Here is a 12,456-nt window from a genome sequence, read left to right as displayed (position 1 = left end):
AGCTGCGGAAATAGTCAGATTTATGAACATGGATTTTATGGTTCTGAGCATGTTTTCTTTAAAGGGGGCGATCGGTTTATGGGAGAGTTTATTTCGGATGGAATTGACTGGTTGCTTGAGGTCACGTCACTGGATGGCTATGGTATCCTGCTCGTTACGTTACCGCTGGCTGTCATTCAGGGGCTGCTTGGTTTTTTTCCTTTTACAACGCTTATTTTGCTTTATATTTCCGCACTTGGATTGGAAGCGGGGCTGGTCATGAGCTGGCTGACTGGAACATTTGCATCCGTTGTGATTTTTTATTTGTTCCGTTATTTCATTTCCGGATGGGTGGACCGCAAGCTGTCGAAGCGGATACAACGTTATGAGAAGTGGCAGAATTCCTTCCAGCGTTATGGAATCTGGGCGATTATTTTTTTGCGGACGCTGCCGATCATGCCTAATAACCTGATATCTTTTATGTCCTCTGTTTCAAGAATAGGCTCTGTTTCTTATATTTGGTCTTCATTATTAGGAAATTTATCCCATATCTGGCTGTTTGGTATAATCAGCTCTACGATATTGATGCCCGGCACGGATATCAAATGGCTGACCATTACGTATATCATTTTCTGCCTGGTCCTGTTGATCCTGTTTGCGCTCGTTCAATACAGAACCAAACGGAAAGAGAGCCATACATTGGTCAATTCCGGCGTCAGCCCCATCCAGGGAGAGAAAAATTTGCCTCTGTAAGGATCTGTAATGTGGCATAATAGAGCATACCACCTTTTGGAGAGAAGAGAGGAGCACCTTCGACTATGAGTATTGAAGCCATTCATCAATTAGCGGATCGTATCCGCAACAACGTCAGCCAGGTTATTATCGGCAAAGAAGAGATTATTGACAAAATGCTGATCGCCATCATTGCATCCGGACATGTCCTTCTCGAGGATGTGCCCGGCACTGGTAAAACGCTGCTCGCGAAAGCGCTTGCCAAATCCATTGACTGCTCGTTCAAACGGATCCAGTTCACGCCGGATTTACTGCCCTCCGATTTAAGCGGGATCCATTTCTATAATCAGAAGCTTTCCGAGTTTGAATTCAGGCCGGGCCCCTTGTTTACCAATATCGTGCTGGCTGATGAAATCAACCGGGCAACGCCGCGGACGCAGTCGAGCCTGCTGGAATGTATGGAAGAGCGCCAGGTGAGCATTGACGGGACGACCCATGTGCTGGAGCGCCCTTTTCTCGTCATCGCCACACAAAATCCTATCGAGCAGCAGGGGACATTTCCGCTGCCCGAGGCTCAGCTGGACCGTTTTCTGTTCAAGGTCAAAATGGGATATCCGTCCTCGGAGGAAGGGATCGATATCATGAAACGGTTCATATCGGGCAATCCGCTTGAGCTTTTGAAACCGATTGCAAGCACGGCCGATATTCAGGAAGCACAAAATGCCTATACGTCTGTTCGGGTCAGCGAGGACATGCTTCGCTATATGATGGCCATTGTCGAAGCAACCAGAACACATGCGGATTCGGCGCTTGGCGTCAGCCCGCGGGGCAGTCAGGCGCTGCTGAAGGCCAGCCAGGTTTATGCGGCATTGAAAGGCAGAGATTATGTGATGCCCGATGATGTGAAGGCAATGGCTATTCCGGTGCTTGCTCACCGGATCGCACTTCGGAGCGCGCAGCGGCTTCGTCCCGAAGCAGCGGAGAAGCTGGTCGAATCGCTCCTGCAGACGGTTGCGGTCCCGTCGGATACGCCGCTTATGACACGGGCATAGGTCGGTCCACAGTGGGAGGTGCAAGCGATGGGTATACATTGGTTTATTTTAAGCGCTGCTGCAGTTATTCTGATACAGGGCTGGATCTTCCGCCGGTTTGGGATGAAACGGCTGAGCTATGCGAGGGAATTTAGTGTAAAAAGCTGCTTTGAAGGTGACAAAATTGAGATGATTGAGCGTCTGGAGAACCGCAAATGGCTCCCGGTCCCGTGGATGCGGGTGGAATCGATTCTACATACGGGGTTGAAGTTTGAAAATATTTTTAACTTTGATGTAAGCAATGGACAATTCTATCAGAACCACAAGAGCTTGTTCAGCTTGATGGGGAACAAGCAGCTGACCCGCCGCCATCCTGTGCAGTGCGTGCAGAGAGGCTGCTACCGGCTGACAAGCGCATCCATCACCTTCGGGGATCTGTTCGGATTATTCAGGTCGTGGAAGTCTGTAACTCTGCAGGAGGAGCTGATCGTCTATCCCATGCCGGCGGACCGCTCGCTGATCCAGCTGCCCTCGCGCAGCTGGCAGGGCGATATTTCGGTACGCCGCTGGATTGTCGAGGATCCGTTCTATGTGACAGGCGTCCGCGACTACCAGGCCGGCGATTCGCTGAAGTCCATTAACTGGAATGCGACTGCGCGGTCAAGCAAGATGCAGGTGCACAGAAGGGATTTCACCGCCGATTACAGGCTCATGGTGCTGCTCAACGTGGAAGACCATGCAGATATGTGGGAGATCGTGAATAATACGGCGCTTATCGAGCAGGGAATCAGGCTGGCAGCCGCGCTTGTCCAATACGCCACAGAGCAGGGACTTGAGACAGGTTTTGCCACTAACGGCCATGATATAGACATACCCGGGCTGCCCGTGATAACGGAGATGAGCAGCGGCAGCGAGCATCTGCTGTATATGCTTGAGCGGATGGCGAAGCTTGCTATTGCCAGTGTTACGCCCTTCTATCTGCTTATCGACAAGCTTGAGGAGCAAATGGACGAGCGGTGCGATGTGGTTATTGTGTCGGCTTTCATGAGTGACAAGATCGAGCTTGCGGTCGAGCGGCTGCGCAGCCGCGGGCATGGTGTCGAGTGGCTGCCGCTCGCAATACAGGCAGGTGATGCAGCGTGACGGGGAACATACGCGACAGCTCCAGAGTGCTGCTGCAGGGCGCGGTTGAGCTTCTGCTTTTCCTGCCGGTGGCTTTTCTCATTCAGGCCTTCCTGCTGGGCAATGAAGCGGGCTGGCTATGGCTTATTCTGGCTTTGCTCGGTTATCCGGCAGGACTTCTCATTAATCGTCTCTTTACCTTCAAGCATCCTTTCATGATCACGTTGGTCGGCATTGTGATTGGCTGCGCCTGCAGTGCGCTCTTGTTTGGTGTCACAAAGACAGGAGCGCTCAGCGCGGTCGTCTTGTCGGCCAGTCTTTCAAGGGGCGGGCTGATGGCAGTCTCCATGCGGCTCTTCAGGCTGCAGGCCCGTCATTACATCATCGGGATCTTTGTTTATTTTTTTGTCTCGTTGTTTTTTGGCCGGGCGGAGGCGTTCCAGTCTTATAAAATCCCGCTGATCGTCTTCGGTCTTGCTGTCTTGATGCTGACGCTGTTTGCTTCCAACAGCAGCTATGTCAATGACGAGTCATTATCCGGAAGCGATCGTCCATCCGTTGAGCCGACGGTACGCAAACAAAACCGTATGCTTGTTGGCATCATAGCGGCCATCGCAGTGCTGATTGTATTTACATATCAGATCCAGGCGGCACTTACCGCGTTGTGGAATGCTTTCAGGAATTGGCTTCAACAGCTGTTTGCCGGAGGCGGAACAGAGAATGTACCTCCGCCACAAGCGGAGCCTCCAGCCGCGCCGCCGGCACTGCCGCAGGGTGATGCGAAATCCCTGCCTCCCTGGGTTGATTATATAATGTACGGCATTGTTGCGCTGGTCGGACTCTTTGTCTTGTATCTGCTTCTGCGTAAGCTCCGTCATTTGCCGGAATGGTTGAAGAAGCTTCGGGAGCAGATGCTGAAGCTCTTCGGGCGGGAAAAGATTAATATGGCGCAAGGCTACGTCGATGAGGTGGCAAGTATTCCCAAGACAGGCCGTCTTGGCGGACTTTTTCGCAGCAAATCGAAGGAACCGCGCATTCGCTACAGGGACCTTCAGGATAATGAGTCCCGGCTGCGCTATTTGTACCGGCAAAGGCTTGGAAGGCAGGTAAAGGCCGGCTATTCCTTCAAGCCCTTCCTGACGCCGCTGGAAACGGACAATGAACTGCAGGAGCAGCGGGCAGGCAAGGCTCCTTCCGAACCTTTGGCGCAGCCATACAGCGAAGTCCGTTACGGCGGCAAAAAGATTACGGATCAGGAGCTGCAGCGTATCCTGGAGCGTGAGGATAAAGGCGGCCGGTAAGCTGACCTCATACATAAATATCCATAGGGCGGGACACCTTAAATGTGGACGTTAAGACCAACAGGAGGTTTCGCATCTATGGATAATCAAGGTCAGCAAGGCCAACAGGGAATGTACAACCAGCAGGGTCAACCAGGGCAGCTGAACAATAGTCAGCAGCTTAGCTATCAGCAGTTTCAGGAGCAGGTTCAGCGTCAGCAGGAGCAGGAGAGAATCCTGGCCCAGCAGGCACTCCGCAACGTAGGATTGGACGGGCGCTCGCAGCAGGTCAATCAGGTTGTGCTCGAGCTGCAAAGCATTGGCCGTGAGCTGCAGCTTGCCGAGAATCAGCTGCAAATGCAAATGGACGCCCAAAAGCGCCAAATCCAAAATATTCACCAGCAGCTGCAGCAGGCTGAGCAGCTGGTGCAGCGCACGATGTCCAATCTAAATGCTTCTTCCCAACAATCAGGAACGCAGCAATTTCAATAGAAAATATTAAGACGAAGCTTTAAGGACAGAAAACCCTTTATGCATATGTTGCGGAGCGACTCGAAAGAGCATTCCGCAGCATGTTGTATAGAGGTTTTTTTTTGCGGAATTATTGACAAGAGCAGCAGTTAATATATACTGTTTATATACGATATATACAGAAGATGCGAGGTGAATACATGAACCTCTCGGTATCCTTAACGTCCGGAGATCCGATATACCTGCAAATCAAGGAGCAAATCAAGAAACAAATAATAACCGGACTATTGAAGGAGGGAGAGCTGCTGCCGTCCATCCGCAGTCTTGCCCAAACGCTGAAGATCAGCGTCATCACTACAAAACGCGCCTATGATGAGCTTGAGCAGGAGGGTCTGGTCACATCTGTATCGGGCAAGGGCACCTTTGTATCGGAGAAGAATAAGCAGTCCATCAGGGAAGTGAAATACCGGCAGCTGGAGGAGAAAGTAAAAGCAGTGATTGCGGAAGGCCGGAGCCTGGGCTTGAAACAAGCGGAAATCCTGCAATTATTCGAAATATTCTATGGGGAGGAGAGTGAAGCATGACGGCGGTCGAACTCAGGCAGTTCTCCAAAAGAAACGGGGATTTCGCATAAGCGAATTGAGCTTTCATGTGGAGATCGGTTATATTACGGGACTTATTGGGCCTAACGGGGCGGGGAAGATCACTCTAATCCGCTCGATGATGAACCTTGTCCGTCCAGATCAAGGCGAGGTAAGAATGTTTGGTTTAATGTACAAGGAGCATGAACGGGAAATAAAACGCAAAATCGGTTTTGTGTATGAGGAGGACTTTTTCTATAATCACTTGAAGGTACATGAAATGAAGAAAATCGCGGCGGCCTTTTACCCGACCTGGAACGATGCCCTACTCCACCGCTATATGCAGCAGTTCGGCATTCCCGAAGGCAGAAAAGTGCGAGAGCTGTCCAAGGGAATGCGGACCAAATTCGCCCTGGCGGTTGCCTTGTCCCATGAACCGGAGCTGCTCATTATGGATGAGCCCACTTCAGGCCTGGATCCTGTTTTTCGCAGAGAGGTGCTTGGTCTGTTGAGTGAGTATATCGGGGACGGCAAACGCTCGGTACTGTTCTCGACCCATATCAGCTCGGATCTTGAACGGATTGCCGACTATATTGTTTATGTTCAGGGAGGGAAGCTGCAGTTCAGCGGCGCGAAAGAGGATTTGCTCGATTCCTATGTGCTGGTCAAAGGGCCGCTTGAGCTGCTGCAGTCTGAGAAGCTGGACGTTATCGGTTTACAGAAAAACGCTCTTGGTTTTGAAGGCTTATTGGCCAAGGGACGTTATACTACCGATTTCATGCTCCAAAATCATTGTATGGTGGAGCAGCCTTCTCTGGATGATATTATGGTTTATACGCGGGAGGTGCGGTAGTCATGGTGCAGCTTCTTGTAAAGGATCTGAGAATCCAGAAGCCGTTTTTGCTCCTTGGTTTTATTTTTATCGGCATATTCTTTTTTGCTCTAGGGGCTTTTGAAGGGCTGCCGCTGTCTGTGCCTGCAGCTATCTTCAGCCATTTTCTGATCGTGGTGTCCAGCAAAATGGACGAGCGGAATCATAACGGACGAATGCTGGCTTCATTTCCTCTGCGGAGATTTGACATTGTGACTTCCAAGTATGCGGGCGTATTCATGTTTATGGCCTTTGCTTTCCTGCTGACCTGCTTTTGGCGGATAGCCGCTTCGCTCCTGCTGCCGGAAGGGGAATTGCCCTGGTTCAGCCTGCAGTCCACGATTTTGACCATTGCCGCGCTTTTGATTTTTTATTCGATCTATTTTCCGCTTTTCTTTGCTTTTGGCTCACGCATCGTGCAGACGCTTGATCTGATTGTCCTATTCACAGTAGGCGGGCTTGTGCTCATTACACTGCGGGTGCTGGAGTGGTCCGGAAACAACCTGGGATCCCGGATATCCGGACTGCTCACCGGTGACACACTGGCATCCGTGATCTGGCTTGCCGCCGGATGCATGGCCTTGCTGCTGCTCTCCTGGCTGTTATCGCTGTTTATTTATAACCGCAGAAATATTTGATGGTAACTGGAAGGAGATGATTCAATTCATGACAAAGCCGGATCAACTGGAAAAATGGCGGCAAACCATAATCGGCGTGCACCGGGATGCAGGGATAAACTGGCTCGGGCAGCTTGATTCGCTTATACGAGACTGTGAGAAGCGGTGGGAGATTACGATCCATCAGCCTTTTCCGGATTTATCTTATAACTATGTAGCTCCTGCGACGGCGAAGGATGGAATGAAGCTGGTTGTCAAGCTGGGTGTGCCTCACGCTGAAGGTTTATGCGAGATTGAGGCGCTTCGGTATTATAACGGAAGAGGTATGGTGAACCTGATCGATTCCAGCGCTTCCGAAGGTGTGCTTCTGCTGGAGGATTTACGGCCCGGTCACGTTCTGTCCAGTGTGCTGTCAGAGGAGAAAGCGACGGAGATTGCGGCTCAGGTGATGCGGATGCTGTGGACGGCGGAGCCGGCGAGCGATCCGTTCCCGTTCCCCGCTCTGGCAGATTGGGCCAAGGGGCTTGAGCGGCTGCGCAGCCATTATGACGGGGGCACCGGTCCGCTTCCGGCCCGGTCTGTCGCAAGGGCGGAAGCGCTCTATCCGCAGCTGCTGTCCAGCATGAAGAAAACAAGAGTGCTGCACGGAGATTTGCATCATGGGAACATTCTCTCCGCAGAGCGGGAGCCATGGCTCGCCATCGATCCAAAGGGATTGATCGGGGAGGCCGAATTCGAAGTGATTGCTTACTTGCGCAATCATCTGATGAAGCATGACAAGCCAGGGCAGGTGCTGGAGAGGCGCATTGATCAGCTTGCCAGTCATCTGAAACTGGACCGTGAGCGGATGATCTCATGGGGAGTATGCCATTGTGTGCTTTCTGCCTGGTGGTCTGTAGAGGATGGCCAGGACGATTGGCATGAAGTCATGGCATGCGGAGAGCTGTTCAACGATTTATTGAAATGAAATCAGGAGCTAACGCCTGTCGAACCGCATCCTCGACAGGCGTTCATCCTGCTAGCCCGGTAGCTTGACGGATTTCTTATAAAGCGGATAAAACCATTTGACCCCGCTCGGGGTCAAGGTGTCCGCAAGCAGATGGGAGAGGTAGCCGGCAGTTGCGACCATCGTAATGCCTTCCAGCTGCAGCTGCGCCTCCAGCCCGCGGCTGATCGCTCCCCAGATCAACACCGCCCATAACGTGTGGGTCATCCCCCTATGCTTCAACCATGGAACCCAGGCCACGAACAAACCGAAGCCCATAAGCCAGTTCATCTCATAGCGGATGCCCGCATAGAGCAGTCCGCCGCCGATTATGCTTACCATGGCATTGCGGATCACGCCTTCCTTGGTCATGAAGCCAAGCAGGAACAAAATTATGGATGCCACGGCTAATTCCGGATGCATCTGGTCATACATGAAATACATATAGGAGAGCCCTCCTGCCAGCAGGATGCTGCCCCATAATACAAAGCTCCGAAGCAGCTTGGACGCCTGCCCGAGCTTGCTGCTTAACATGCTTGTCCCGTCGAGATCCGCACTGAGGGCGGAGAAGGCGGCGACAGCCAGATAAATAGCGGCATTCTTGAATGTAAAAGGATAATAAGCAGCTGCGGCTGCACCAATGGCGACGCCGATGGTAAGATGGGTGGTTCCTTTCATAATACCTCCTGTGTCTAATGTGTATGATAAGATAGAAGGCAAACGTATGTTTGCCTGTTTATTATACATGCTTTTTCCATTACGTCAAACCCCGCGCAGCCATTTCATTCAAGGTTGTTTTTATGGGCAAGCCATGTGATAATTATCTATTGCGCGGCATTATGATATTTTGCTTATGGAGGATAACAGACTGTGGAACGATACCCTTTTGAATATGACCCGTCACGCTCTTCCTTCGCTCAGCAGGCAGGCGAATGGATCGCGGATGTGTTTTACGATATATTGCCGGAGCACGGCTTTGAAGTCAGAGATGAACAGATTTATATGGCCTTTCAATTAGAGAGGGCTTTTGCCGACAAGAAGACGATTTTTGCGGAAGCGGGAGTCGGTACGGGGAAGACGCTTGTTTATCTCCTTTATACGGTATGCTATGCGCGTTACATGCGCAAGCCAGCCGTGATCGCCTGTGCCGATGAGTCGCTTATCGAGCAGCTGGTGAAGCCGGAAGGCGATATTGCTAAGCTGGTAGAGCATCTGGGTCTTGCGATCGATGCGAGACTCGGCAAGTCTCCGGATCAATACCTGTGCCTGATCAAGCTTGAGCATGCCAGAGTGGGAGATGACGAAGCGGGATTGTTCGAGGACATTACCAAGGAGCTCCCGACATTTGTCCAATCGCCTGCGGCTATGCAGACCTTTCATTCCTATGGAGACCGCAAGGATTATCCGACACTCAGTGATGAGCAGTGGAACAAGATCAATTGGGATTCCTTCCAGGATTGCTTTATTTGCGAGAAAAGGCACCGCTGCGGCCAGACGCTTTCCCGCGATCATTACCGCCGTTCGCAGGATCTGATTATTTGCTCCCATGATTATTATATGGAGCATGTGTGGACTTACGAAGGCCGCAAACGCGAAGGACAGCTGCCGCTGCTGCCCGATCATTGCGCGGTTGTTTTTGACGAGGGGCATCTTCTGGAATCAGCCAGCCAGAAGGCGCTCAGCTACAAGATCAAGCATGATGTGTTCGAAGAATTGATTATCCGGCTGCTGCAGAATGAAATCCGGGAATCGCTTGCACTGCTGATCGACGATGCGATTCTTCAGAGCGAGAGAATGTTCGCCGCGCTGCAGCGCAAAAGTCTGGTCATCCCCGGCTCGGACCGCAAGCAGATTCTGCTGGATGACGCTTTGCTGCATGAAGTGAACCAATTCAGGGGGCTGCTCGCCTCGATTGAGGATGAACTGGTTTTCGAAGGCGAGCTATTCGTATTGAACCATTATCAGCTGCGCATTGTGGAGGAGCATCTGGAGATGATGCAGAAGGCGTTGGCGCTCTTTTTCATCTCGGATTCCCTGATATGCTGGCTCACCGAGGGCAAAGACGGCCCGACGCTGTCCATCATGCCCAGAACGGTAAAGGAAGTGCTCAAGGAGCATGTGTTCGACTCGCAAATGCCGATCATCTTCTCCTCGGCCACCTTGTCGGTTGACGGTTCCTTCGATTACGTGGCGGACAGCCTGGGCATTCAGCAGTATTTGTCCTTCTCGGCGGCATCGCCCTATGATTATGCATCCCATATGAAGGCATTCGCGCCTTCATGGACCTTTGGCGGCCGATTCGGAGAGAAGATGGCTGCGGCTGTTCATCTGTTGAAGCGTACCGAAGGCAGAGCCTTGATTTTATTCCCGTCCAGAGAAGAGCTGAAGCAGTTCAAAGAGGAGATCGCCACTTATCCGGAAGTGTTCGGCATGACCTTTCTGTTTGAAGGGGATGGCGAAATCAGCCGGCTGATTGACCTATTCCAGAATGATGAAGCAAGCATTCTGTGTGCGGTCAGCTTATGGGAGGGGCTTGATGTGCCGGGCCCATCCTTGTCCAATGTGATTATTTGGGCGCTGCCTTTTCCTCCTCAGGATCCGGTCTTCATGGCCAAGCGCGGCAGCGCGAAGGACCCTTTTCACGAGGTGGATCTGCCCTATATGCTGCTTCGTCTGAGACAGGGGATCGGACGCTTGATCCGAACCAGCTCGGATACCGGCATCGTCTCCATTTTGTATGAAGAAGCATCCGGCTCTCACCAGCTTAGACCCTATATCGAGTCCGTCATGCCCGAAGGCATTCGCCTGAAAGAGCTGATCCTTTAAAACATGCCGTTGCGTGCTTGATCTTCTGACAGCCCAGTTCCTGATGATTCAGGGATTAAGGGCTGTTTTTGTGTTATACAAGTTAACATAACTATTGAAAAATTATTGAAATGGGATTATCATGTTAATTAATATAACATTAAAGAAAAGCTGAACCTCCTTTTTCAAACCCTTCTCCTTTTACCTTGTCCTGACATCCGGATTACACCGTTTTTCCTGCCGCTTTCGCTAATTACAGTAAGACTTCCGCAGTCCGAAAAGATCCTTGGAGGAGGTTTGCTGCATGGATAACTATTCCGTCCTTGAGACAATTGTTCATCGCGATGAACCTGCCGTGATGGTTACGTTGATTGGTGTGAAGGGTCATGCCTATCGAAAAGCAGGCGCGTCCATGATTCTCTGGCAGGATGGACGTACGACAGGCAGCCTCAGTCCCGGCTGTCTGGAATCCGATCTTAAAGAAAGGGTTCATGACCTGCTTGCAGCCGGCAGCTGTGAAATCATCGACTATAACTTGAATGCCGGTGAGGATGCGGTATGGGGCGGGAGCGTCGGCTGCGGCGGATCCGTCCGGGTTCTGCTTGAACCGGTTCTTGCCAAGCTGCGAGGCATAATGGCGGCGATCTATGCCAGAGTGCAGAGCGGAGGCAATGTCTGCCTGAGGCGGAGATTCAGCGGGGACGCGCTGATGTATCGTTTGCCTGGAATACCCGAGGACGGCGCAGCAATTCCATTCAGGTCCGGTATTCCGGAGAACGCTGAACCATTCTTCGATGCCGTGTTCAAGCAGCCTCCGCGAGTCATCATATTCGGTGCTGGCGATGATTCCATTCCTATGGTTCATTTGATCCGGAAAATCGGCTTCCGCGTTGTTGTTGCGGATTGGCGGGCCGGCTTGTGCACGGAGGAACGATTTCAGGACGTACAATTTGCTTCGGGAAATCCGGAGTCCATTATAGAAAAGCTGCATCCGGGCAGCGGAGATTATGCCGTGATATGCAGCCACCAGCTTCAGCGCGACCGGAAAATGCTGGAGCTGCTGCTGCCGCACCGGTTGCGATATGTGGGAATACTCGGTTCCCGGGCCAGGATAGATCAATTAAGTGAAGGATTGGCCATCACATCCAATTTGCATTCGCCTGTAGGTTTGGCTATCGGCGCCGAAGGGCCACAGGAAATCGCCGTCAGCATTGCCGCCGAAATTATCGCGGTCAAGGCAGGATATGACATAACAGTCAAGAAAGGGGCTGCTCGCAATCAGAGTCGCAGGGTTGTATTTGGCAGCTGGTTCCAGCAAAAGAATGGGAGAGACGAAGCTGTCGCTAGAGCTGTCTCCCGGAATAACACTCGGTAGCCGGGCGCTTCGTGAAATGCGTCAGTGCGGGCTCGATTCATTGACGGTGGTTGTCCGTCCGGAGGATCCGCTGCTTTGGTTATATGACCGGAAGGATTACAGGAGTCCGCTTGCCAAATACCGGATTGTCGCATGCAAGGATGCTCATTTGGGCATGTCGCATTCCATCCGCGACGGGCTTGCTGCGCTGCTGTCCGATGAGCCGGATGCTATTGTTGTCGCGCTGGCGGATCAGCCATTCATTACCGCCGCATTATTGAAAAGACTGATTTCCGTATTTGCGAAAAATCCGGATGCCGATTATGTGGCGGGGGGAATGGGGGTATCGGCGGCAGCCCCGCCTGCAGTGCTGGGGCGGTCATTGTTTCCGGTTCTGGAGAAGCTGACCGGAGATGCCGGAGCTAGGCATATTTTTCAATCGCCGGAATACCGCGGGATCATCGTCCCGCATACGGCGGGATGGGCATTTATGGATGTGGATACGCCGGAGGAGCTGGCAAGAGCGAGAAATATCTGGTCGGAGCTGCAAATAAAAGTGAAATAATCTGATGATATATAAAGCTGCTGCAATCATATTAAGCTCCCGATAAATCCCTTGCATGAGGGA

General features: G+C 51.8%; 13 protein-coding genes. 12 read left to right on the top strand and 1 reads right to left on the bottom strand.

Going from position 1 to position 12,456, the window contains the following annotated elements:
- Positions 1-78 precede the first annotated feature (78 nt).
- From AC0YOA_RS14185 to AC0YOA_RS14145, 9 genes are all read left to right on the top strand, one after another.
- Positions 79-732 carry a TVP38/TMEM64 family protein gene (locus AC0YOA_RS14185; RefSeq protein ID WP_475787132.1) on the top strand — a complete coding sequence of 218 codons (654 nt, stop codon included), beginning with the start codon at positions 79-81 and terminating at the stop codon, positions 730-732.
- Between the two features lie 65 nt (positions 733-797).
- On the top strand, positions 798-1,763 hold the full coding sequence (locus AC0YOA_RS14180; RefSeq protein WP_475787131.1) for an AAA family ATPase: 966 nt from the start codon (positions 798-800) through the stop codon (positions 1,761-1,763).
- 27 nt (positions 1,764-1,790) lie between these two features.
- Positions 1,791-2,885 (top strand): DUF58 domain-containing protein, encoded by a 1,095-nt coding sequence (locus tag AC0YOA_RS14175; RefSeq protein WP_475787130.1) that lies wholly within the window; start codon positions 1,791-1,793, stop codon positions 2,883-2,885.
- Positions 2,882-4,165, top strand: a complete 1,284-nt coding sequence (locus tag AC0YOA_RS14170) for a DUF4129 domain-containing protein (RefSeq protein WP_475787129.1) — start codon at positions 2,882-2,884, stop codon at positions 4,163-4,165. The genes AC0YOA_RS14175 and AC0YOA_RS14170 overlap by 4 nt, the downstream gene beginning before the upstream one ends.
- Positions 4,166-4,243: 78 nt before the next feature.
- Complete coding sequence (locus AC0YOA_RS14165) at positions 4,244-4,636, top strand: hypothetical protein (RefSeq protein WP_475787128.1); 393 nt, start codon at positions 4,244-4,246, stop codon at positions 4,634-4,636.
- Positions 4,637-4,815: 179 nt separating this feature from the next.
- On the top strand, positions 4,816-5,199 hold the full coding sequence (locus tag AC0YOA_RS14160; RefSeq protein ID WP_210040656.1) for a GntR family transcriptional regulator: 384 nt from the start codon (positions 4,816-4,818) through the stop codon (positions 5,197-5,199).
- 55 nt (positions 5,200-5,254) lie between these two features.
- Entirely contained in the window at positions 5,255-6,049 is a 795-nt protein-coding gene (locus tag AC0YOA_RS14155; RefSeq protein ID WP_475787127.1) for an ABC transporter ATP-binding protein, read from the top strand.
- A gap of 2 nt (positions 6,050-6,051) precedes the next feature.
- On the top strand, positions 6,052-6,705 hold the full coding sequence (locus AC0YOA_RS14150; RefSeq protein ID WP_475787126.1) for an ABC-2 transporter permease: 654 nt from the start codon (positions 6,052-6,054) through the stop codon (positions 6,703-6,705).
- Between the two features lie 28 nt (positions 6,706-6,733).
- Positions 6,734-7,651 carry an aminoglycoside phosphotransferase family protein gene (locus tag AC0YOA_RS14145; protein WP_475787125.1) on the top strand — a complete coding sequence of 306 codons (918 nt, stop codon included), beginning with the start codon at positions 6,734-6,736 and terminating at the stop codon, positions 7,649-7,651.
- 51 nt (positions 7,652-7,702) lie between these two features.
- On the opposite strand, the gene AC0YOA_RS14140 is transcribed toward AC0YOA_RS14145, so the two are convergent.
- Entirely contained in the window at positions 7,703-8,347 is a 645-nt protein-coding gene (locus tag AC0YOA_RS14140) for a metal-dependent hydrolase (RefSeq protein ID WP_475787124.1), read from the bottom strand.
- 192 nt (positions 8,348-8,539) lie between these two features.
- Here AC0YOA_RS14140 and AC0YOA_RS14135 point away from each other — a divergent pair, with 192 nt between their 5' ends.
- The 3 genes from AC0YOA_RS14135 (at position 8,540) to AC0YOA_RS14125 (ending at position 12,393) form a co-directional block, all read left to right on the top strand.
- Positions 8,540-10,495: an ATP-dependent DNA helicase gene (locus AC0YOA_RS14135; RefSeq protein WP_475787123.1), complete on the top strand. Its 1,956-nt coding sequence runs from the start codon at positions 8,540-8,542 to the stop codon at positions 10,493-10,495.
- Between the two features lie 283 nt (positions 10,496-10,778).
- Positions 10,779-11,849: an XdhC family protein gene (locus AC0YOA_RS14130; protein WP_475787122.1), complete on the top strand. Its 1,071-nt coding sequence runs from the start codon at positions 10,779-10,781 to the stop codon at positions 11,847-11,849.
- On the top strand, positions 11,797-12,393 hold the full coding sequence (locus AC0YOA_RS14125; protein ID WP_475787121.1) for a nucleotidyltransferase family protein: 597 nt from the start codon (positions 11,797-11,799) through the stop codon (positions 12,391-12,393). Before AC0YOA_RS14130 ends, AC0YOA_RS14125 begins: the two co-directional genes overlap by 53 nt.
- The last annotated feature ends 63 nt before the right edge of the window (positions 12,394-12,456 follow it).

The sequence above is a fragment of the Paenibacillus sp. JT22N12 genome, from assembly GCF_056269365.1.
The sequence above is the reverse complement of the archived record's forward strand: the minus strand, read 5'-3'. Positions and strand labels throughout refer to the sequence as shown.

Coding starts and splice junctions, on each gene's coding strand:
- AC0YOA_RS14185 (WP_475787132.1), top strand. CDS start 79: ATGGGAGAGTTTATTTCGGATGGAATTGACTGGTTGCTTGAGGTCACG.
- AC0YOA_RS14180 (WP_475787131.1), top strand. CDS start 798: ATGAGTATTGAAGCCATTCATCAATTAGCGGATCGTATCCGCAACAAC.
- AC0YOA_RS14175 (WP_475787130.1), top strand. CDS start 1,791: ATGGGTATACATTGGTTTATTTTAAGCGCTGCTGCAGTTATTCTGATA.
- AC0YOA_RS14165 (WP_475787128.1), top strand. CDS start 4,244: ATGGATAATCAAGGTCAGCAAGGCCAACAGGGAATGTACAACCAGCAG.
- AC0YOA_RS14160 (WP_210040656.1), top strand. CDS start 4,816: ATGAACCTCTCGGTATCCTTAACGTCCGGAGATCCGATATACCTGCAA.
- AC0YOA_RS14150 (WP_475787126.1), top strand. CDS start 6,052: ATGGTGCAGCTTCTTGTAAAGGATCTGAGAATCCAGAAGCCGTTTTTG.
- AC0YOA_RS14145 (WP_475787125.1), top strand. CDS start 6,734: ATGACAAAGCCGGATCAACTGGAAAAATGGCGGCAAACCATAATCGGC.
- AC0YOA_RS14140 (WP_475787124.1), bottom strand. CDS start 8,347: ATGAAAGGAACCACCCATCTTACCATCGGCGTCGCCATTGGTGCAGCC.
- AC0YOA_RS14130 (WP_475787122.1), top strand. CDS start 10,779: ATGGATAACTATTCCGTCCTTGAGACAATTGTTCATCGCGATGAACCT.
- AC0YOA_RS14125 (WP_475787121.1), top strand. CDS start 11,797: ATGGGAGAGACGAAGCTGTCGCTAGAGCTGTCTCCCGGAATAACACTC.